This is a genomic window from Streptomyces sp. NPDC019937 (assembly GCF_040631655.1).
Classification (GTDB): Bacteria; Actinomycetota; Actinomycetes; order Streptomycetales; family Streptomycetaceae; genus Streptomyces.
In genome coordinates this window covers 1-22763 of sequence record NZ_JBEYAL010000063.1, presented here as the reverse complement: position 1 = coordinate 22763, position 22763 = coordinate 1, and the positions used below count along the sequence as shown (strand labels likewise).

Annotated in this window: 9 protein-coding genes; all 9 read right to left on the bottom strand. The window is 72.2% G+C overall.

Features of this window, described 5'->3' with window-relative positions; genetic code table 11:
• Positions 1–61: 61 nt before the first annotated feature.
• On the bottom strand, positions 62–919 hold the full coding sequence (locus tag ABZ562_RS38085) for an alpha/beta hydrolase (RefSeq protein WP_361489138.1): 858 nt from the start codon (positions 917–919) through the stop codon (positions 62–64).
• Positions 920–1074: 155 nt separating this feature from the next.
• Positions 1075–1413 carry an acyl carrier protein gene (locus ABZ562_RS38080; RefSeq protein ID WP_361489135.1) on the bottom strand — a complete coding sequence of 113 codons (339 nt, stop codon included), beginning with the start codon at positions 1411–1413 and terminating at the stop codon, positions 1075–1077.
• Between the two features lie 68 nt (positions 1414–1481).
• On the bottom strand, positions 1482–5429 hold the full coding sequence (locus tag ABZ562_RS38075; protein WP_361489132.1) for a type I polyketide synthase: 3948 nt from the start codon (positions 5427–5429) through the stop codon (positions 1482–1484).
• Positions 5426–6856, bottom strand: a complete 1431-nt coding sequence (locus ABZ562_RS38070) for an FAD-dependent monooxygenase (RefSeq protein ID WP_361489130.1) — start codon at positions 6854–6856, stop codon at positions 5426–5428. The genes ABZ562_RS38075 and ABZ562_RS38070 overlap by 4 nt, the downstream gene beginning before the upstream one ends.
• A 24-nt stretch (positions 6857–6880) precedes the next feature.
• Entirely contained in the window at positions 6881–7348 is a 468-nt protein-coding gene (locus ABZ562_RS38065) for a nuclear transport factor 2 family protein (protein WP_361489127.1), read from the bottom strand.
• Positions 7338–7835, bottom strand: coding sequence for a nuclear transport factor 2 family protein (locus tag ABZ562_RS38060; protein ID WP_361489125.1), 498 nt, complete (start codon positions 7833–7835; stop codon positions 7338–7340). The genes ABZ562_RS38065 and ABZ562_RS38060 overlap by 11 nt, the downstream gene beginning before the upstream one ends.
• On the bottom strand, positions 7828–13563 hold the full coding sequence (locus ABZ562_RS38055; protein ID WP_361489123.1) for an SDR family NAD(P)-dependent oxidoreductase: 5736 nt from the start codon (positions 13561–13563) through the stop codon (positions 7828–7830). The genes ABZ562_RS38060 and ABZ562_RS38055 overlap by 8 nt, the downstream gene beginning before the upstream one ends.
• A 53-nt stretch (positions 13564–13616) precedes the next feature.
• The gene (locus ABZ562_RS38050) at positions 13617–20204 is read right to left on the bottom strand and encodes an SDR family NAD(P)-dependent oxidoreductase (protein WP_361489120.1); all 6588 of its coding nucleotides are present in this window, start codon (positions 20202–20204) and stop codon (positions 13617–13619) included.
• A gap of 47 nt (positions 20205–20251) precedes the next feature.
• On the bottom strand, positions 20252–22763 hold a 2512-nt coding region (locus ABZ562_RS38045), incomplete at its 5' end, for an SDR family NAD(P)-dependent oxidoreductase (protein WP_361489118.1).

Sequence of the window (22763 nt, the reverse complement as noted above, 5' to 3'; positions counted from 1 at the left end):
CGTGAAGCATCCCCGTACGGCACGCCGTACGGGGATGCTTCACGAGGACTGTCATCGAACGTCAGAGGGGCTGCCGGACGGTACGGGCCAGGTCGAGCAGGTCCTCCGCCACCCGCTGGGGATGCTGGGCGTGCAGATCGTGCTCCGAGTCCGGGTATGCGCGCATCGTCGCACCGCGCAGCGTGGCCGTGGTGGCCTCGATCCGGGACCGGATACGGTCGGCCCACTGCCGGTCCGCGCCCTTGGGGATGGCGGGCATCAGCAGGGTCGGCACCGAAATGGCCGGGTACCAGGGGCTCGGCGGCTCGTCCCAAATGCTGCGCAGCATCGACGTGTGCTGTTCGAGGGTCATACGCCGGGACAGCGAACCGTCCGGGTTCTCGCGCATGGTGGCCACGGCCGCTTCGATCGCCGCCGGGGACCAGTCGGGGTGAATGTCCCGGAAGTAGTCACTCACGCTCCGCACGGTGGCGCCGTCCAGCGCGGGCGGGCGCAGCGCGCCGGCGAACGCCTCCCATGAGGGGAAGGCCTTGGCGGGTTCGAGCCAGCCGCCGTCGACCAGGGCCAGCCCCGCCACCAGCTCCGGATGCTCGGCGGTCAGCCGCACCGACACGTTGCCGCCGTAGGAGTGCCCGGCCAGTACGACCCCGGACAGCTCGAGGGCGGCGCAGGCCGCCACCAGGTCCGCGACGGCGGTCTGCGTGTCGTACCCCTTCTCCGGGGTGTCGGACTCGCCGTGGCCGCGCAGGTCGGCCGCGTACACCGGATGGCCCGCGGCGGCCAGATGACCGGCGGCCTCGTCCCACATGCGGGCGTTCGAGGCCATGCCATGCACCAGAAGGAATGCGGGGGATGCGGTTCCAGGCCGGTGTCGGAAATGCAATTTCACATCGTCGGTTACGGGCACGGAAAGATCCATACACTAATTTTAGCCGGGTCACCATGGGTGATTCGAGATCCAGTGACGGTCAATTGATGGCGCATTAGCGGCACTTAAGCGTAGCGAGGGAACGGAGGACGCCGGGCGGGAGGGAACGGTCCCCCTCCCGCCCGGTGTCGGCGTATCGCGACTCCCTATGCGGTCGCGCCGTCCCCGCTGTTGACCGCCGCGTAGGCCTCGGCGAGATAATGGCCGAGCTGGGCGGGGGTGGGATATTCGAGAATGGCGACCAGGGGAATTTCCACGTCGGTGAGCGTCATCAGCTTGCGGGTGAGTTCGAGCGCGGTCAGCGATGTGAGCCCGTTCTCGAGGAAATTGCTGTCGTCGTCGATCGGGGTGGGGGAGAGGATGTCGGCGAGTTGAGTCCGTACGGTCTCCCGCAGGATGTCCTCGCGTTCCTCCGCCGTGGCGATGGCCAGCGCCTGGTGCAGGGCCGCGCCGTCGAGATGGGCCTCGCTCTGTTCCGTGTGCATATCGGGTCCGTTCGGTTGGGGCTCGGAGGATTCGCCGGGGGTGCTGCCATTGACCGCCGTGAACGCGTTCATCGTTTCTCCCGCCTGGTGGGTGCTTCGTCGATGTCCGCGATGACCACGGACACCGTGTCCTCCATGACCGCCTGCCGCAGCAGGGCGGCCGCCGATCGGGGGGACGGTGCGGACGTTCCCGTGCCCCAGCACACCGAGGTCGCCGGAACGCCCCGCGCCCGGCACTCCTGCGCGAGCGCGTGCAGATAGGCGTGGGCCGGAGCATGGTTGCCCAGCCCCGGGCCGGGCAGCACACCGACGGCCGAGGAACTGAGCACGAAGGCCGACAGGTCGCTCTTCAGGCCCAGAGCGCACAGATTCCTGGCCGCCGCCACCGCTGTCGGCCACGTACGCGCGATCCGCGCCGCGTCCAGCGGCCCGGTCTCATCGGGTGGCGGCACCGCGAGATGCAGCACCGCGGTCAGCGGCGCGTCGGCCGGAAGAGCGGCCACGGCGGCGGCGAGCGCGTCCGCATCGGCCGGATCGGCGGTGGCGACGGACACCTGTGCCCCCGAGGCGGCCAGGCCGGCGAGCAGAGCGTCGTCCGGGGCCGTGGTGTCGAGGAGGAGCAGACGGCCCGCCCCCGCTCCGGCCACCCAGCGGGCGGTGTGCGCGCCCAGCGCGGTGGCCGCCCCCGTGATCAGCACCGTGCCCTGGGCGGTCCAGCCTCGCGGTGCGGAGCCGTTGCCGGTGGTGGCCCGCCCGGGCGCGTCCCGCACCAGACGTCGCGTGAAGCAGCAGTCGGCGCGTACGGCCACTTCGCCCTCGCCGTGGAGGCCCGCCAGGGCGCTCGCCAGCCGCCGACCGGCCCGGGCGTCGAACCGGTCCGGCAGATCGACCAGCCCGCCCCAGCAGCGCGGACGTTCCACCGCGAGCGCGCGGCCCAGGCCCCAGAGCTGGGCCTGTTCCGGACGGCTCAGCGGATCCCCGCGACCGACGCTCACCGCGCCGCGCGTGGCCACCCACACCGGGGCCTCGATCCCGGCCCGCTCGACCGCCTCGACCAGCGAGATGGCCGGGGCGAGCGCCGGGCTTCGGCCGTCGTCGGCCGGGGGCCGCGTCTCGTCCAGAGCCGACAGCGAGAGCACACCCGCGACGAACCGCCCGGTGGCGGCGTCGGATATCCGCTCGGTGAGGGCACGGACCGACGGGCCGTCCGGCCCGAGTTCGACGATGTCGGCGCCGTGCTCGCGCAGCGCGGCGACAACGGAGTCGGCGCCCGCGCCGCCGGCCGACGCGACCAGCCAGGCGCCGGACAGCCGCGGCGCCACCACCTCGGTCATGGCTTGCCAGGCGATCCGGTGCCGCCACTGCCGCTGCCGCCGCCAGGTGGCCAGGGCGGGCAGGATCTCCCGGAGCAGGTCGTGCCGCTCCGCGGGCACATCCAGGGTCCGGGTGAGGGCCGCCATGTCCGCGTGCTCCACGGCATCCCAGAACTCGGTGTCCACCCACGTCTCGGTCACCGGTGCGGGATCCGTGTGCGATGCGTTCTCCAGCCAGAACCGCTGCCGCTGGAAGGCGTAGGTGGGCAACGGGACGGTACGCGGTGATGTGGCGCCGCGGAAGAGGGCGGCCCAGTCGACGGTGGCGCCCGTGGTGTGCAGACGCGCCAGCGCGTACGTCAGCTCACGCGCCTCCGACCGCTCGCCGTCGCCACCGAACGGCGACAGCACCAGCGGCGCCGCCTCGTCCGGCAGACCACGCCCGGGCCCCAACTCCCAGACCACACCGGCTCCGCCCGGGTTCGGGGCCTCGGGGCGCGGGTCGGCGGTGTCGCGGTCGCACCAGTAGCCGGGTGTGCTGATCCGCTCGTCGACGGGCAGGCCGGTGAGGCCGTCGAGGACCGGGATCGCCGGGTGGCGGAGGGACACCGTGCCGATGGCCCGGGAGAGTTCGCCGGGACCGGCCGCGACGAGACGGCAGGCGTCGGAGAGGCCGAAGACACCGGCGACATGCGCGGCGGTGATCGCGCCGACGGAGTCACCCGTCACCGCATCGGGCCGTACCCCGGCGGTGTCCAGCAGCCGGACCAGCGCGATGTACAGCGCGAACAGCCCGGCGTCCGAGCCCGGCGGCGGATGTTCCCCCGCCGTTCCCAGCAGCGTGCACACCTCGTCGAACGCGGCGGCGAACGCCGGGAAACGGTCGTACAGTTCGCGGCCCGCCGCCGTACACCTTCCGCCTCCGCCGTCGAACAGGAACACCGTCCGTAGCGGCGGGCCCGTCACCCCGCCGGAACGGACCACACCCGGCCCGATCACCGCCGGATGCGGTTCACCCGCTGCCAGCGCCTCCAGCCCCGCCCGTAGCTCGTCCTGCCCCTCGCCGACCACCACGGCCCGGTGGGCGAACACCGAACGCGTCGTGGCCAGCGACCACCCCACATCGCGCGGTGCCACGTCCGCATCCCGGGCCGTATGGGCGGCCAGAGCCCGCGCCTGGCCACGTAACGCCGCCGCACCACGCGCGGACAGCACCCAGGGCACCACTCCGCCGGGCGGAACATCACCGCCATCGGCATCAGAACAGGGGGGCGCCTGCTCCAGGATCAGATGGGCGTTGGTGCCGCTCGCGCTGAAGGAGGACACCCCGGCGCGCCGCGGGCCCTCGTCGCGTGCCGGCCACGCCGTCCGCTCGGTCAGCAGCCGCACCGCACCCCTGCGCCAGTCGGTCAGGCGGGTGGGCCGGTCGATGTGCAGCGAACGCGGCAGCACCCCGTGCCGCATGGCCATCACCATCTTGATGACACCGGCCAGCCCGGCGGCGGCCTGGGTGTGCCCGATGTTCGACTTCACCGACCCCAGGAGCAGGGGCCGGCCGTCCGGCCGCTGCTGACCGTAGGTGGCCAGCAGCGCCTGCGCCTCGATGGAGTCGCCGAACGCGGTACCGGTGCCATGCGCCTCCACCGCGTCCACGTCGGCCGCCGACAGCCCGGCGTGCGCCAGCGCGTCCCGGATCAGTTCCTGCTGGGCCGGGCCGTTCGGCGCGGCCATCCCCGTACTGGCGCCGTCCTGGTTGATCGCCGAACCGCGGAGCACCGCCAGCACCTGGTGGCCGTGGCGGCGCGCGTCGGACAGCCGCTCCAGCAGCACCAGACCGGCGCCCTCCCCGTACACCATGCCGTCGGCCGCGTCCGCGAAGGACTTGCACCGCGCGTCGGGGGCGAGCTGCTGCTGGCCGGAGGCCGCCTGGAACACGCTGGGGGTGTACAGGAGCGCGGCTCCACCGGCCAGCGCCAGGGCACATTCCCGCTGACGCAGGGACCGTGCGGCCAGATGCATCGCCACCAGCGACGACGAACACGCCGTGTCCAGGGTGACGGCCGCGCCCCGCAATCCGAGGGTGAACGCGATCCGGCCCGATGCCACGCTTCCGGCGCTGCCGTTCCCCACGTGCCCCAGCAGATCCTCCGGGATCTCGCTCAGCCGCGCGGCGTAGTCGTGGTACATCACGCCCGTGTACACGCCCGTGGAGCTGCCGCGCAGCGTCAGTGGGTCGATGCCCGCGCTCTCCGCGGCCTCCCAGGCCAGCTCCAGCAGCATCCGCTGCTGCGGTTCGATGGCCGCGGCCTCACGGGGGCCGATGTCGAAGAACTCCGCGTCGAACGCGCCCGCGTCATGGATGAAGCCGCCCGCGCGCACGCACGAGCTGCCACGGTGGCCCGGATCGGAGTCGTGGAGGCGCTCCAGATCCCATCCGCGGTCGGTGGGAAGACCGGAGACGGCGTCCCGTTCACCGGCCACCAGATCCCACAGCTGCTCCGGTGTGCTCACCCCGCCGGGGAAGCGGCAGGCCATGCCGACGATCGCGACCGGCTCCTCCCGTCCCGACTCCCGCTCCGCCTCGCGCGCCCATTCCCGCTCGGACTCCTGCTTCGATCGCAGATCCCGCAGCTGCCGCCGGGCCTCGTGCAGCTCGGCCGTGGTCCACCTGAGGTAGTCGACGAGCTTTTCCTCGTTCGTCATGACGGTCGCCCGGCCACCGTGCTGCGCGGATTCAGATCCACCAGGGCGAGTTCTTCGGGGCGCAGTGGCGGCGCGGTGAGTTCCGGCAGCGGCCGGTCCTGCTGCATCAGCGACAGGAAGCGGCTGGTCGCCAGCTCGGACTGCGGGGCGGCCAGGCTGATCACATCGGTCACCACGTCACACACCGCGGAGGCGCGAATCGCCCGGTCGGAGATGAGGTCGGAGAAGCGCTGCCGCGCCACCGCCCCGCCGGTCAGCCGGGGATCCGTCACGCTGGTACGGCAGTTGACGTATTCGACGTCCTTGGACGCGGCCATGATCCACGGGTCGTCCACCACGGCGCTGACGGCCTGCTGCACCCGCCGGGTCCGTGCCGGGTCGTATCCGGACCGTCGCAGCTCCGCGTCGAGCGCGGCGGCGCCGCGTGCGGCGGCGCTCATCCCATGGCCGTAGATCGGGTTGAACGCGGCCAGCGCGTCCCCGAGGACGAGCAGCCCCTCCGGCCAGGTGTCCAGCCGTTCCGGATACAGCCGGCGGTTGGCACCGACGCGGGAGACCGCCACCGACGTCAACGGCTCGGCCAGGGCGATGAGGTCGGCGACGAGCGGATGGCGCAGGGTCCGGGCGTAGGGCAGGAAGTCGTCGTCGTGCGTGGGCAGTCCGGCGCCACGGGTGCAGGACAGCGTCACCATCCAGGTGCCGTCCTCCTGCGGGTAGACCACGCCGAAGCGGCCGGGCTCGCGCACCCGGTGGTCGGCGGCCACGTTGACGGCGGGGAATCCGGCGGTGGCCCCCGGCGGCGCCCGGAACACCCGGGTGGCGTACGCGATGCCCGCGTCGACGACGTCCTCCTCCACCGGGGGCAGTTCCAGCGCCGACAGCCAGTGCCGCAGCCGGGATCCACGCCCCGAGGCGTCGACCACCAGGTCCGCTTCCAGCGTTTCCAGGGCCCCGGTGTCCATGTCCCGCACCCGCGCCCCGGCGACCCGTTTGCCCTCTCCGGCCAGGTCGAGGATCTCGGCGCGCGACCGTACGGAGATCCGGCCGGCCGCCAGGATCTGGTCGCGGACGATCCAGTCCAGGAACGGCCGGGTGCACATGATGGCGTACTGCCGCGGTGGGAAGCGGTGCTGCCAGCCGTGCGAGGTCAGCGTCACCAGGTCCTCGTGGAATCCCACCCGGCGGGCACCCGCGCCCAGCAGCCGGTCGATCGTGCCCGGCAGCAGCGCGTCGACGATACGGGCGCCACTCGACCACAGCACATGGACGTGGCGCGCCTGGGGCGAACCCTTGCGGTGGCAGGGCCCGTCCGGCAGCACATCACGCTCCACGACGGTGACGCTCTCCAGATGGCGGGCGAGCACATGCGCGGCCAACATTCCCGCCCAGCCGCCGCCCAGGACAATTCCGCGCTTCGGTTCGGTCATGGTTCTGCTTCGTCCCTTCACCACTTACATCGGACTGGGGCTGCCCTTGGCCTGGACCATCCGAGCGAGGTTCTGGGTGACGGCCATGAAGTGCGCGACGCCGGTGAGTTCGGGGCCGTCACCCACCTTGGTGTCCGTGATGCCCCAGAACGCCTGGGCGTGATGGACCAGACCGTCATCACCGAGCTCGATGACACCGATGATGCTGAAGGTCAGTTTCGTCGGCGCGCGGACCGTGACCGTGGTCGGCACCGCCGCCCACCGGCCGTCCATCGAGGTGACCGGGCGACCCGGCGTCTCGTGCACCTGGCATTCGATGGACCACGCGATGTGTTCGCGGAGCGCCTCCTTGCCGATCAGCGGCGGCGCGCCGACCGGGTCCTCGAAGACGATGTCGTCCGAGAACAGCGCGAGGACGTCGTCCACATCACCGGCGTTCATGCGCCGCGCATACTCCACGGCCATCTTCTTGAGGGTCGCCTCATCGGCCATGAACGCCTCCGCCTCCTGTGCCGCTCCGGGATGCCGATGCCGATGCCGATGCCGATGTCGTGTCGATGTCGGACCTCCCCCAGAACTTCCGCATCTCCTGAATGAGGCCACCGGCCCCCGCGCGCACCATCAGCACGTAGTCCCAGGTGATACGGGCGTCCTCGGGAGTGTCGGGCGCCGTCAGCCAGCCACGGTCGGCGAAGCCGGGCCCCTTCGGGAGGTAGCTCATGGTGGCGGTGACGGGCACCAGCGCATGCACACCGTCCTGCCCCGCCACCGGCTCACCCGGAACCTCGGCGATACCTGCCGCGGCCAGCTCCTCGAAGTGCGCCCGCAGCGCCTCGCGCCCGCTCCGCGCGCCCGAGCCGACCGGGTCCTCGAAGGTGACCTCGTCCGCGTACAGCTCCAGCAGCCCGTCCACGTCCGCGGCGTTCAGCCGACGGCTGTGCTCGAGGATGAGCCTCTTCCGGCTTCGTTCGTCAATCAACGTGTGCTCCCATGTGCTCTCCGTCGCCGTCCCCACGGCCAAGGTCCTGATCGATGAACTGGAAGATCTCGTCGGCGCTGGCGTCCTGGATGCGACCGCTCACCGCTCCGTCGGACCAGTCGACGCCCTCCGCCGGGCCGCCGTGCAGGGCGTCCAGCTTCGACAGCGTGCTCCGCAGGCGCTTGCGCAGCGCTTCCCACGCCGCTTCGTCCCGGGCAGCGGTGAGCAGCGGGCCCTCCAACCGCTCCAGCTCGCCCAGCACCGGGGTGAGCGGATCCACGTCCCCCGGCGCCAGCTCGGTGTGCAGATGCGCGGCGAGGGCGGCCGGGTTGGGCTGGTCGAAGATGAGCGTGGTGGCCAGTCGCAGCCCGGTGACGGCGGTCAGCCGGTTCCGCAGCTCGATCGCGGTCAGCGAGTCGAAGCCCAGGTCCAGGAAGCCGCGCTCGGCCGGAATCCGGGCGGGATCGGAGTGGCCCAGCGCGGCCGCCGCGTGCGTGAGCACCAGCTGGAGCAGCACCCGGTGCTGCTCGTCCCGGGGAAGCGCCGCAAGATGGCCGGACCAGTCGGTGTGCGCCCGGCCGGTGGCGGCGGTGCGCCGCGCCGGACCGCCACCGGTGAGCGCCCGCAGCGGGGCGGGCAGGGTGAGCGCGGGCTGCCCGCCCAGCGTCCGTACGTCCAGGTCGATGGCGAGGAGATGCGGCGCCCCGTGCCGGACGGCGGCGTCCAGCAGCCCCAGCGCGCGTTCACCGGACATCGCCCCGATGCCGGAGCGGGCCATCCGGGCCCGGTCCGCCTCGCCCAGGTGTCCGGTCATGCCACTGGCGTCGGCCCACAGGCCCCAGGCCACCGACACGCCCGGCAGGCCGAGGGCGCGACGGTGGGCGGCCAGGGCATCGCAGAACGCGTTCGACGCGGCGTAGTTGGACTGCCCCGACGAACCCAGGGTGGCCGCCGTCGAGGAGAACACCACGAACAGGGCCAGCGGCAGATCCGCCGTCGCCGTGTGCAGATGCGCTGCGGCCGTGGCCTTCGGATCCCACACCCGGGCCAGCCGCTCCGGGCTCTGGGAGGTGAGCACGGCGTCGTCCAGCACACCGGCGGCGTGGACGACACCGGTCAGCGGGTGCGCCGGGTCGACCCCGGCGACCAGACCCGCCACCTCCGCCGGATCGGTGACATCGACGGCGCGGACGCGTACATGGGCACCCAACTCACCCAGTCGATCGGCCAATTCGGTGGCACCGGGGGCATGCGGGCCGCTTCGGCTGGCGAGCAGCAGATGCTTGACACCCCAGGTGCGCACCACGTGCTCGGCGACCAGACCGCCCAGGGTGCCCGTACCGCCGGTGATCAGTACGGTGCCGTCCGGATCCAGCACCCCACCGGCGCCCGGTGCTCCCTCGACGTCTGTGGGAAGCGGAGCACCGGCACCAGCACGCCCCAGCCGGGGCACCAGGATGCGTCCCATACGCACCGCCACCTGCGGCTCGTGCAGGTCCACCGCGCGGACGACCGCCCCTGCGGCGACGCCGGGTTCGGCGCCTGGATCGAGGTCGAGCAGCACGAACCGCTCGGGATTCTCCGACTGGGCGCTACGGACCAGCCCCCACGTCCCGGCCCCGACCGGATCCACCGCCACGTCCTCACCGGAGGCCACCGCGCCGCGCGTGACCACCACCAGCCGGGCGTCGGCCAGCGCCGCCCGCCCCAGCCACCCCTGCGCCATTCCCAGCAACCCGTCCACCGTCCGCAGACCGTCCCGGGCGTCGGCCACGTCGCCGGGTGCGTGGCAGGCCGTCAGGACCACCGACGGAGCGGGCGCACCGGCGTCGATGTCCGCGATCAGCGCCTCCAGGTCCGGGTAGCGCGCAACGTCCTGGTCCGTGTCGTCCTTCTGCGCGCTCTGTGCCACCGAGACCGCCAGCCCCAGCGGATCGTCGCCCAGCACCACCCAGCCGCCGTCTCCCACCACCGACCGCGCGGACGGCGCGGTGGCGGGCACCGGAAGCGGAGTCCAGCCCAGCGTGAACAGCCCGTCCACCCCGCGCCCCGCCGTGGCCGCCCGCAACCCTTCGGTACCGGCCGGGCGGGTGACCAGCGAGTCCACCGTCAGAACCGGCGCACCCATCGGATCGGCCACCGTCATCCGCAGCGCCTGCCGCTCCACGTCGCGGGTCAGCCGCACCCGCACGCTGGTCGCCTCGGACGCCCACAGGGACACGCCCTTCCACGCGAACGGCAACCGGACCCGGTCGTCGTGCTCCTGCCCCTCCGGCCGGTCCATGAGCAGCGACGGATGCAACGCCGCGTCCAGCAGCGCCGGGTGGATCCCGAAGCCGCTCCGGTCACCGGCGGCATCGGGCAACACCACCTCGGCGAGGATGTCCGCACCGTGACGCCAGGCGGCGGTCAGGCCCTGGAACGCCGGCCCGTACCCGTAACCGGCCGCCCGCACCTGTTCGTAGAACCCGTCGATGTCCAGCGGCTCCGCGTCCACCGGAGGCCATACGCCACCCAGCCCCTCCGCCTGCCCGGGGGCGTCGGCGGGCGGGGCCAGCACACCCATCGCGTGGCACACCCACTCCGCGGGACCCCCTGTGTCATCCGGGCACGTGTACACGGCCACGTCACGCCGCCCGTCCTCCGCTGCGGCGCCCACCACCACCTGCACCCGCGAACTCCCGGACGCGGGCAGCACCAGTGGCCGCTGCAGCGCCAGTTCCTCCACGCCACCGCAACCCACCTCATCGGCCGCTCGCAGCGCCCACTCCACCAGCACCGCTCCCGGCGCCAGCGCCGCCCCCGCCACCACATGCTCAGCCAGCCACGGATGGGTCCGCGGCGACACACGGCCGGTCAGCAGACGTGTGGTGCCGTCGGCCAGCTCCACCGCCGCGCCCAGCAGCGGATGACCCGCGGACACCAGCCCGAGACCGGCAGGATCGCCACCGGGCCCGGACGCGCCGTCGATCCAGTAGCGCTCGCGCTGGAAGGCGTACGTCGGCAGGTCGATCACGCGGGGGGCCGGGTCGGTCGGGAAGCAGCGGGACCAGTCCACCTGGACGCCTGCCGTGAAGGCGTGGGCGATCGCGCGGACCAGCTGGGCGTGGCCGCCGTGGTCGCGGCGCAGCGTGGGCACCGTGACGGCCCTGACGCCTGCTTCCTCGAAGGTTTCCTGTAGGCCGACGGTGAGTACGGGGTGGGTGCTGGCCTCGATGAACACGCGGTGGCCGTCGTCCAGCAGGGCCCGTACGGCGTCGTCGAACCGCACGCGTTCGCGCAGGTTCGTCACCCAGTAGCCGGAGTCCAGCTCGATGGTGTCCAACCGGCCACCGATGACCGTCGAGTAGAACGCCACTCCGGACCGCGCCGGTTTGATCCCCGCCAGGAGGTCGGTGAGTTCGTCGGTGATTTCGTCGATCTGGGGGCCGTGTGAGGCGTAGTCGACGTCGATGAGGCGGGCTCGGCCGCCGGCTTCTTGGCATGCTGTCACCGTGTGGGTGACTTGGTCGGGTGGTCCGGATACGACGACGGATCGGGGCCCGTTGACGGCGGCCACGCCAACGCCCTCGGCCGATTGGCCCAGACCGGTCAGGAGGTGTTCGGCGTGGTTCTGGCTCATGGCGAGGGAGGCCATGGCGCCGCCGCCTGCGAGTTTGCGGAGGGCCTGGCTGCGGAGGGCTACGATTCTGGCGCCTTCGTCCAGCGACAGGGCACCGGCCACTACGGCTGCGGCGATTTCTCCTTGGCTGTGGCCGATGACGGCGGCCGGGGTGACGCCGTGGTCGTCCCATACGGCGGCCAGCGAGATCATGACGGCCCACAGCACGGGTTGGACGACGTCGACGCGGCCGAGGTCGGCGGCGTCGGGGTTGCCGCGCAGAACGTCGGTGAGGGACCAGTCCACGTGCGGGGCCAGGGCCTGTGCGCATTCGGCGATGCGGGTGGCGAACACGGGGGAGTCCTCCAGCAGCGCCGCTCCCATTCCGGCCCACTGCGAGCCCTGCCCCGGAAACACCAGCACCGGACCCGTGCCGCCCATAGCCACCGCGCTGCCCGGCTCGACCACCCCGGGGTGGGTCTCACCGGCGGCCAGCGCCGTCAGCCCTGCCATCAGTTCGTCGCGGTCGTCGCCCACGACCACTGCGCGGTGGTCGAACACCGACCGGGTACGGATCAGCGACCAGCCCACCTCGGCAGGTGTGACGTCCGCATCGGCGGCGACCCGTGCGGCCAGTGCCCGCGCCTGGCCCCGTAACGCCGCGGCACCGTGCCCCGACACCACCCACGGCACGACGCCGATGTCCTCGGTGTCCGGTCGCGCGACGGCCCGCTCCGCTTCCGCCGGCGCCTCTTCCAGGATCAGATGGGCGTTGGTGCCGCTGATCCCGAAGGAGGACACGCCGGCGCGGCGTGGACGGTCGTCCGCCACCCAGGGAACCTGTTCGGTCAGCAGCCGTACGTCACCGGCGGTCCAGTCCACATGCGGGGTCGGCTCGTCGATGTGCAGGGAGGCGGGCAACAGCTCGTGCCGCATCGCCATCACCATCTTGATGACACTGGCCACCCCGGCCGCGGCCTGGGTGTGGCCGATATTGGACTTGATGGAGCCGAGCCACAACGGCCGATCGTCCGGCCGGTCCTGTCCGTACGTGGCCAGCAGCGCCTGGGCCTCGATCGGGTCGCCGAGCGTCGTACCGGTCCCATGCGCCTCCACCGCGTCCACCTCGCGGGGCGACAGCCGGGCGTTGGCGAGCGCCTGCCTGATGACCCGCTGCTGGGAGGGCCCGTTCGGCGCGGTCAGACCGTTGCTCGCCCCGTCCTGGTTGACCGCCGAACCACGGATCACCGCCAGCACCCGGTGGCCGTTGCGCCGCGCGTCCGACAGCCGCTCCAGCAGCACCAAACCGACACCCTCCGAGAAGCCGGTGCCGTCCGCGGCCGCCGCGAACGCCTTGCACCGCCCGTCCGGCGACAGCGCGCGCTGACGGGAGAATTCGGTGAAGCCACCCGGCGTCGCCATCACCGTCACCCCGCCGGCCAGGGCGAGGCCGCATTCGCCCTGCCGCAGCGCCTGCGCCGCCATGTGCGTCGCCACCAGCGATGACGAACACGCGGTGTCCACCGTCACCGCCGGGCCCTCCAGACCGAAGGAGTACGACACCCGCCCCGACACCACACTGCCGAGGTTTCCGGTGGCGACATAGCCCGCCGCGTCACCGGTCGTCTGCCCGATGAGCGAGAGATAGTGGTACGAGTCCACCCCTGCGAACACCCCGGTATCGCTCCCGCTCAGCGCGTCGCGGTCGAGACCGGCGCGCTCGAACGCCTCCCACGCCGTCTCCAGCAGCAGGCGCTGTTGCGGGTCCATCGCCGCGGCCTCGCGCGGGCTGATCCCGAAGAAGTCGGCGTCGAAGTCGGCCACATCGCGGAGGAAGCCGCCCTCGCGGGCGCTGCTCGTCCCGGCGTGCTCAGGATCGGGGTCGTAGAGGGCGTCCAGATCCCAGCCGCGGTCCTCGGGAAAGGACGAGATGACGTCCGCCCCCTCGCTCACCACCCGCCACAGGTCCTCCGGAGAGGCCACGTCACCGGGGAAGTGGCAGGCCATCCCGATGATGGCGATGGGCTCCCGGGTCCGCTCGTCGGCCTCCCGCAACTGCCGTTTGGCCAGGCGCAGATCGGCCGTCGCCCGCTTCAGATAGCTGCGGAGCTTCTCGTCGTCCGTCATGTCACATCAACCCGATCGTCACGGCCGTCTGGATTCATCGGAGGGCGGGAAGGTCAGCGGAGGCTGTCGTCGAAGGGGGCGTTCAGTTCGCCGTCGAGCACCTGGAACAGCTCCTCGTCGGTGGCCGATTCCAGATCGTCCCCGGGCGTGTCCGGAGCCTCCTCCGTGCCGTCGTCCACCCTGCGCAGCAACTCCCGCAGCCGCCCCGCGATCCGCGTTCGCTGCTCCCGGTCGTCGACCACCGCGCCCAGGGCCGCGCCGATGGCGTCCAGATCGGCGAGGATGGAGCCGGACCGGGCCGCACGGGCCGGGGCCAGCAGCTCGTCCAGGAGCCGGACGACCGCGGTGGGCGTGGGGTGGTCGAAGACCAAAGTGGCGGTCAACCGCAGCCCGGTGGCGTCGCTCAGCCGGTTCCGCAGCTCAACGGCGGTCAGGGAGTCGAAGCCGAGTTCCCGGAAGTTCTGCACGGGGTGGATGGAGTCCGCCGCGTCATGCCCCAGCACGGTCGCGGTATGGCCGCGTACCAGTTTGAGGAGCGCCTGCTGCCGGTCCTCCTCGGACAGCGCCGCGAGCGACCGCGCCGGATCCGTGGCGGGCATCCCTACGACACCGGTGGCTTTGGCGGCCGCCTGCGGAGCGCCGCCGCGCACGAGGGTGCGGAAGAGGGCCGGTGGTTCGGCCTCCCGGGCCTGACGGCGCAGGGTGGCCAGGTCCAGGCGGATGGGCGCCAGTGTGGGCAGACCGCTGGCGAGGGCGATGTCGAGCAGCGCGAGCCCCTGCTCGGTCTCCAGCCCCAGGATGCCCGACCGCGCTAGCCGGGCCCGGTCCGCGTCGGTCATGTCCCCGGTCATCCCGGTCGCCTGCTCCCAGTAGCCCCAGGCCAGGGACGTCGCGGGCAGGCCCTGGGCGTGGCGGTGCCGGGCCAGGGCGTCCAGGAAGGCGTTGGCGGCCGCGTAGTTGCCCTGCCCCGCGGCGCCGAGCAGCCCGGCGGCGGCCGAGAACAGCACGAATGCCGAAAGACCCAGGTCCCGGGTCAGCTCATGCAGATTCCACGCCGCGTCCGCCTTCGCCCGCAGGACGTCGTCGACCTGGCCGGGGGTCAGCGCCTCGACCGTGGCATCGCGCAGCAACCCGGCGGCATGGACCACCGCGGTGAGCCGATGGTGCTCGGGAAGGGACCCCAGCAGCGTGGCAAGGGCCGTCCGGTCCGCGGCGTCACACCTGGCGACGGTGACCCGCACGCCCCGTTCGGTCAGCTCCGCCGCCAGCTCGGCGGCGCCCGGCGCGTCCAGCCCCCGGCGGCTGACCAGCAGCAGCCTCCGTACGCCGTGGCGGGCCACCAGATGGCGGGCGGTGGCGGCGCCCAGGGTGCCGGTGCCACCAGTGATCAGGACGGTGCCCTCCGGATCGAAGGCCTGCGGAATCGTCAAGACGATCTTGCCGATGTGGCGTGCCCGGCTGAAGTGGCGGAACGCCTCGGGAGCCCGGCGGATGTCCCACACCGTGGTGGGCAGCGGCCGCAGTGTTCCGTCCTCGAACAGCACCGACAGCTCGGCCAGCATCTGCTGGATACGGTCCGGACCGGCACCGCTGACGAGGTCGAACGCACGGTAGACGACCCCGGTGTGCTCGGCGCCGACCCGGGCGGGGTCACGGATGTCCGTCCTGCCCATGTCGATGAAGCGACCACCGGGCGCCAGCAGCCGCAGCGACGCGTCCACGAAGTCACCCGCCAGCGAATTGAGCACCACATCGACGGACCCGGCGGCCTCACGGACACGATCCTCGAAGTCCAGCGCGCGGGAGGAGGCGATGTGGCGGTCGTCGAAGCCACGGGCCCGCAGCGCGTGCCACTTGCCGGGACTCGCCGTGGCGTACACCTCGGCCCCCCAGCGCCGGGCCAGCTGCACGGCCGCCAGACCGACCCCACCCGTGGCCGCGTGCAGCAGCAGCTTCTCCCCGGAGCGCAACCCCGCGAGATCGGCCAGCCCGTAGTACGCCGTGAGAAAGGCCGACGGGATGGTCGCCGCCTGCGCGTACGACCAGCCGTCCGGTATCCGCGTGATGAGCCGGCTGTCGGTGACGACCAGCGGCCCGGTGCCGTTGAACAGGCCCATCACCCGGTCACCCACGGCGAACCGTCCGGTGCCCGGGCCCACCTCGACCACCACGCCCGCGCCGTCGCCGCCGAGCGGCCGCGGGTCCTCCACCATGCCCAGCGCCACGACGACGTCATGGAAGTTCACCCCGCCCGCGTGCAGCGCCACCCGTACCTCGCCGGGGCCCAGCGGGCGTGTGTTGTCGGGGCAGTCGACCAAGGCGAGATGGTCCAGACTGCCGTGCCCGGTGAGCCCCAGCCGCCACGCCGCCGGGCCATCGGGCGGGTCGAGCCGCCTGGCCGCGTCGTCATGGGCGAGCCGGGCCACATACGCCTCGTCGGCGCGCAGCGCGATCTGCGGCTCGCCCGACGCGACCGCGCCGGCCACCGCCTGCGGCGAAGGGTCTGGCTCATCCACATCGAGCAGCAGCAGACGGCCGGGATTCTCCGACTGCGCGCTGCGGACCAGACCCCAGGCGGCGGACGCGGGCAGGTCATGGATGTCGTGATGGCCGTGGGTGGCGACCGCGCGCCGGGTGACGACGGCCAGCCGGGAGCCGGCCAACTCCGGGGCGGCGAGGAAGTCTTGCAGCAGGGTGAGCACTTCCGCGCCGATGCGATGTGTGTGCTCGACCGGATCGGCGCCCGGGGGAGTGGTGACGGGGGCGAACACGATGTCGGGCGCTGGTGCGCCATCCGCCGTGGCCGCTCGGACGGCGCCGAGGCCAGGATGACGAACGGCGCCGGGCAGGGCGACGGCCGGCGTTTCCGCGCCGGACCCGAGGACGGCCGTACGGAGCCCCGCGCCACCCTCGGGCAGGGGCATCGGCACCCAGCTGAGCTGGAACAGCGCGGTGCGGCAGACGGAACGGCCCCGGCCCAACCGTCCGTCCTCCGGTACGGGCCGCAGAAGCAGATCGTCCACGGTTACGACCGGTGCCCCGACCGGATCGCAGACCAGCAACGCGAGCCGGTCCGGCGCGGTGGGGGTGATGCGCACCCGCAGGGCGTCGGCGCCGGTGGCGCACAGCCGCAGACCGCTCCACGCGAAGGGCAGGAGGACCCGCTGCGCCTCCTCGGAGTCGGGGGCGACGTTCAGGGCGCGGGCGTGCAGGGCGGCGTCGAGCAGGGCCGGGTGGACGCCGTACCGGTCGGCGGAGGCGCGTTCGCCCTCGGGCAGCGCCACCTCGGCGTACAGGTGGTCGTCCAGCCGCCATGCGGCGGTGAGCCCCTGGAACGACGGGCCGTAGGCATAGCCGTGGTCGGCGAGCCGGTCGTAGAAGTCCTGCACGGGCAGCGGGGTGGCCCCCGGTGGCGGCCACACACCGTCGAGCGTGAGGGCGGTGGTGGCGGGCGAGGGGCTGAGCGCACCGGTGGCGTGCCGCGTCCACGCCGTGTCACCGCTCTCGGCGACGGGACGGGAATGGATGGTGACGGAGCGCTCACCGCCGTGGCCGGGGGCACCGACGACGACCTGGACATCGACCGCCTCGCCGTCCGGTACGACCAGGGGCGCGGCCAGAGTCAGTTCGGACACCTGGTCACAGCCGGTCCGGGCGGCGGCGTGCAGGGCGAGTTCGGCGAAGGCGGTCCCGGGCAGCAGCACGGTGTCCAGCACCCGGTGGTCGTTCAGCCAGGGGTGGGTCTGCGGCGACAGCCGCCCGGTCAGCAGATGGGTGCCACCCTCGGCCATTTCCACGGCGGCACCGAGCAGCGGATGACCCGCGGACACCAGACCCAGCTCCGCCGGATCGCCACTGGGCCCGCCCCGGCGATCGATCCAGTAGCGTGCGCGCTGGAAGGCGTATGTCGGCAGGTCGATCACGCGGGGGGCCGGGTCGGTCGGGAAGCAGCGGGACCAGTCCACCTGGACGCCTGCCGTGAAGGCCTGGGCCACCGACCGCGCCAGCTGCGCCCTCCCGCCGTGGTCGCGGCGCAGCGTGGGCACCGTGACGGCCCTGACGCCTGCTTCCTCGAAGGTTTCCTGTAGGCCGACGGTGAGTACGGGGTGGGTGCTGGCCTCGATGAACACGCGGTGGCTGTCGTCCAGCAGGGCCCGTACGGCGTCGTCGAACCGCACGCGTTCGCGCAGGTTCGTCACCCAGTACGCGGCGTCGAGGCCGCTGGTGTCGATCCGGCCGCCGGTGACGGTGGAGTAGAACGCTGCTTCCGCCTGGGCCGGTTCGATACCGGCCAGGAGGTCGGTGAGTTCGTCGGTGATTTCGTCGATCTGGGGGCCGTGTGAGGCGTAGTCGACGTCGATGAGGCGGGCTCGGCCGCCGGCTTCTTGGCATGCTGTCACCGTGTGGGTGACTTGGTCGGGTGGTCCGGATACGACGACGGATCGGGGTCCGTTGACGGCGGCCACGCCGACGGCTTCGGCCGATTGGCCCAGACCGGTCAGGAGGTGTTCGGCGTGGTTCTGGCTCATGGCGAGGGAGGCCATGGCGCCGGCGCCTGCGAGTTTGCGGAGGGTCTGGCTGCGGAGGGCTACGATTCTGGCGCCTTCGTCCAGTGACAGGGCACCGGCCACTACGGCTGCGGCGATTTCTCCTTGGCTGTGGCCGATGACGGCGGCCGGGGTGACGCCGTGGTCGTCCCATACGGCGGCCAGCGAGACCATGACGGCCCACAGCACGGGTTGGACGACGTCGACGCGGCCGAGGTCGGCGGCGTCGGGGTTGCCGCGCAGAACGTCGGTGAGGGACCAGTCCACGTGCGGGGCCAGGGCCTGTGCGCATTCGGCGATGCGGGTGGCGAACACGGGGGAGTCCTCCAGCAGCGCCGCTCCCATTCCGGCCCACTGCGAGCCCTGCCCCGGAAACACCAGCACCGGACCCGCCCCCGAGTCGGCGGTGGCCATCGCACCGGCCGGTTCCACCACGGCCGGATGTGACTCCCCGGCGGCCAGCGCTGCGAGCCCTGCCATCAGTTCGTCGCGATCCTCGCCCACGACCACCGCGCGGTGGTCGAACACCGACCGGGTACGGATCAGCGACCAGCCCACCTCGACAGGTGTGACGTCCGCATCGGCGGCCACCCGATCGGCCAGGGCTTGCGCCTGATCCCGTAACGCCTGAGCGCTCCGCGCCGACACCACCCACGGCACCACACCGACGCCGCCCGGGTCCGGTTGTGCCGCGGTGTGTTCCGTCTCCTCGGGGGCCTGCTCCAGGATCAGATGGGCGTTCGTACCCGAGATCCCGAAGGCGGACACCCCGGCCCTGCGCGGCTGTTCTCCCCGAGGCCACCGGATCGGCTCGGTCAGCAGCCGTACGCCCCCCGAGGCCCAGTCCGCGTGGGGGGTCGGCTCGTCGATGTGCAGGGAAGCGGGCAACAGCTCGTGCCGCATCGCCATCACCATCTTGATGACACTGGCCGCACCGGCCGCGGCCTGGGTGTGGCCCAGGTTCGACTTGACCGAGCCCAGCCACAACGGCCGGTCCTGTGCCCTTCCCTGCCCGTACGTGGCCAGCAGGGCCTGCGCCTCGATCGGGTCGCCGAGCGTCGTACCGGTGCCATGGCCCTCCACCGCGTCCACCTCAGCGGTGGACAGGTGGGCGTTGGCGAGTGCCTGCCTGATGACCCGCTGCTGGGAGGGCCCGTTCGGCGCGGTCAGACCGTTGCTCGCCCCGTCCTGGTTGACCGCCGAACCACGGATCACCGCCAGCACCCGGTGGCCGTTGCGCCGCGCCTCACCCAGGCGCTCCAGTACGACGAGCCCGGCGCCCTCGCCCCAGCCGGTACCGTCGGCCGCGGCCGCGAAGGGCTTGCACCGGCCGTCGGGGGCCATACCGCGCTGCCGGGAGAACTCGATGAACGCCCCGGGAGTGGCCATCACCGCCACGCCCCCGGCCAGCGCCAGGTCGCATTCGCCGTGGCGCAGCGCCTGACAGGCCAGATGGATGGCCACCAGCGACGACGAGCACGCCGTGTCCACCGTGACCGCGGGCCCTTCCAGACCCAGTGAGTACGCCACCCGGCCGGAGACCACGCTGCCGAGGTTTCCGGCCCCGACGTAGCCCTCCACTTCGCTGGTGATGTTCCCGATGACCGACAGATAGTCGTGGGAACCGATCCCGGCGAACACCCCGGTGTTGCTGCCGTTCAGGGTGTCGCGACGGAATCCCGCCCGCTCGAACGCCTCCCACGCCGTTTCGAGGAGCAACCGCTGCTGCGGGTCCATGGCCAGCGCCTCACGCGGGCTGATGTCGAAGAAAGCGGCGTCGAATTCGGTCGCCTCGTAACAGAATCCGCCCTGGTCCACATAGGACGTGCCGTACTGCTCGGGATCCGGATCGTAGAGTTCGCCGAGGGCCCAGCCCCGGTCCGTCGGAAAGGCGGAGATGGCGTCATCACCCCGCGCCACCAGCTGCCAAAGGTCCTCGGGCGACCGCACCCCGCCCGGATAGCGGCACGCCATTCCCACGATCGCGACCGGCTCCGGCTCGGCGGAGTCGATCTCGCGCAGACGCTGGCGGGTCTGGCGCAATTCGGCCGTGACCCACTTGAGGTGATCGAGAAGCTTCTCTTCGTTGGACATCTGACGCAAGCTCCTTGGCACGGCGCGGAGGGTGGAGGTCTTCGGGCTCACGACTTTCCGAACTCATCGGAGATGAGATCGAAAATGTCTTCAGCCGTTGCTGTCTCAAGCTCGCCATGAGCCGTGGAACGGTCCGTTTCATGGTCCGCACCGCTCCACTTGGCCAGCAGCAGCCGCAGTCGGCCGGTGATCCGGCGACGCGCAGCCTCGTCCACCGCGGACGGCTCCGACACCGAATCCCATGTGTCGAGGTCCGACAGCAGTCGCCCTTCGGAGGCCACCCCCGCGTCGACGAGGCGCTCGCGCAGGAAGTCCGCCAGCTGGTTGGGCGTGGGGTGATCGAAGATGAGAGTGGGTGGCAGATCGATACCGGTGGTGGTGGTGAGCCGGTTTCCGAATTCGACGGCGGTGAGGGAGTCGAACCCCAGCTCCTGGAAGGGCTGGGCGGGGGGAATGGCGTCCGTGCTGGGGTGGCCGAGGATGGCGGCCGCGTGCGTCCGCAGGTGGTGGAGGAGGAGCTGATGCTGCTGGGCGGGCGTGCTGGCGGCCAGTTGCTGCTGGAGCGAGCTGACAGCCGACGTCGAATCCGGGGCGTCGGCGTCGGGCGCCGGAGCGGGCATGAGGCGAGTGAGGAGGGGGCTCGGCCGTTGCGCCGTAAAACTGGTCGGGAACTTCTGCCAGTCGATGTCCGCGACGGTGACGGTGATGTCGTCATGGTCGAGGGAGTGCTGAAGCGAGGCGACGGCGAGATCCGGGGCGAGCGGATTCATCCCGCGCCGGTTGTAGTAGTCGACGGCGGCCACATCGGCGGCCATGCCCGCGTCGCTCCACGGCGCCCAGGCGATGCTGGTGGCGGGGAGCCCTTGGGCGCGGCGGTGTTGGGCGAGGGCGTCGAGGTAGGTGTTGGCGGCGGCGTAGGCGGCCTGACGGCTGCCGCCCCAGGAGGCCGCGCCGGAGGAGAAGAGGACGAACGCGCTGAGGTCGTGGGCCTTGGTCAGCTCATGGAGATGAGCGGCGGCGAGCGCCTTGGGTTGAAGGACCTCGTTGATGTGCGGGAGATCGATCTCCGAGAGTGGCGTGTTCTCCGCGATACCGGCGGCGTGGATGACGGCGGTGAGGGGGCGGTCGGTGGGGATGGCCTCGATGAGGCGGTGCAACGCGTCCCGATTCGAGACGTCGCAGGCGGTGATGGTGACGGTGGTGCCGAGGTCGGTGAGTTCTTGGGTCAGCTGGTCGGCCCCGGGGGCGTCGGGGCCGGTGCGGCTGGTGAGGTGGAGGTGTGGTGCGCCGTTGCGGGCGAGCCAGCGTGCGATGTGGGCGCCGAGCCCGCCGGTACCGCCGGTGATCAGCGTCGTACCGCTCGGCTGCCAGGGGGCCGTGAGGGCGTCGGTGGCGGGCGCGTGCTCAAGACGGCGCCCGAGGACGGCCGAACGGATCGCCACTTGGTCCTCGGGCTGCCCGGGCACGAGCAGTCCCGCGATGCGGCCGGGAGCGCGGGCGTCGATCGTGTCGGGAAGATCGATCAAACCACCCCAGAGCCGGGGGTATTCCAGCGCGGCGACCCGGCCGAATCCCCAGATCTGTGCCTGGTGCGGATGCGGGAGCACATCAGTGGAGGCAGCCGCCACAGCGCCCTGGGTGAGGCACCACAGGGCTGCGGGCCACCCGAGTTCGTCGAGGGCCTGGACGAGGGCCGTGGTGGCGGCCAGCCCTAGGGGGACGGCCGGATGATCCGGGTGGTGGCCCTCATCGAGGGCGAGAAGGCTCAGCACACCGGCGGGCGCGGTACGTACGCCGATAAGACCGGCGAGCTGCTGGGCAAGGGCCTCGCGATGGGCGGCAGCGGTGTCGATGGTGAGCGTCTCCCGTCCAGCACCGTGGGCATCGAGCGCTTGGGCGGCGGCTTGGACGACCGGATGCCCGGCCAGGCCGGATGGCACGAGCAGCAGCCAGGTCCCGGTCAGGGCAGGAGTCGCCACCGCGTCGGGCAGTGGCTCCCAGGCGACCCGGTAGCGCCACGAGTCGATGATGGCGTGCTCCCGGTGCCGTCGCCGCCAGGCCGAGAGGAGAGGGAGGGCGGGCAGGAGCGCGTCGATGCCGGGGCTGTTCTTCTCCAACCGGAGCGTGCTGGTGAGGGCGTCCACATCTTGCGCCTCGATAGCGCCCCAGAGCTGTGCCTCGGCCGGGTCGTGCTGCTCACCGCGGCCGTTGGGACGGGTGGGTGGGGCGAGCCAGAAGCGCTGGTGCTGGAAGGCGTAGGTGGGTAGTTCGATGGTGCGGGGGGTTGGGGTGGCGGGGTACCAGGGTGTCCAGTCGACGGTGTTTCCGGTGGTGTGGAGTCGTGCGAGGGCGTTGGCGAAGGCTTGGGTGTCGGGCTGTTTGTGGGTGAGGGTGGTGGTGAGGAGTGGTGTGGGGTGGTTGTGGTGGTGGAGGGTGTGTTGGGTGGCGGTGGTGAGGGTGGGGGCGGGTCCGAGTTCGAGGTAGGTGTGGGTGTGGGGTGCGGTGTGGGTGATGGCGGGGTGGAAGTGGACGGGTTGGCGGATGTGTTGGGCCCAGTAG

Coding starts and splice junctions, on each gene's coding strand:
- ABZ562_RS38050 (WP_361489120.1), bottom strand. CDS start 20,204: ATGTCCAACGAAGAGAAGCTTCTCGATCACCTCAAGTGGGTCACGGCC.
- ABZ562_RS38065 (WP_361489127.1), bottom strand. CDS start 7,348: ATGGCCGATGAGGCGACCCTCAAGAAGATGGCCGTGGAGTATGCGCGG.
- ABZ562_RS38085 (WP_361489138.1), bottom strand. CDS start 919: ATGGATCTTTCCGTGCCCGTAACCGACGATGTGAAATTGCATTTCCGA.
- ABZ562_RS38080 (WP_361489135.1), bottom strand. CDS start 1,413: ATGCACACGGAACAGAGCGAGGCCCATCTCGACGGCGCGGCCCTGCAC.
- ABZ562_RS38055 (WP_361489123.1), bottom strand. CDS start 13,563: ATGACGGACGACGAGAAGCTCCGCAGCTATCTGAAGCGGGCGACGGCC.
- ABZ562_RS38075 (WP_361489132.1), bottom strand. CDS start 5,429: ATGACGAACGAGGAAAAGCTCGTCGACTACCTCAGGTGGACCACGGCC.
- ABZ562_RS38070 (WP_361489130.1), bottom strand. CDS start 6,856: ATGACCGAACCGAAGCGCGGAATTGTCCTGGGCGGCGGCTGGGCGGGA.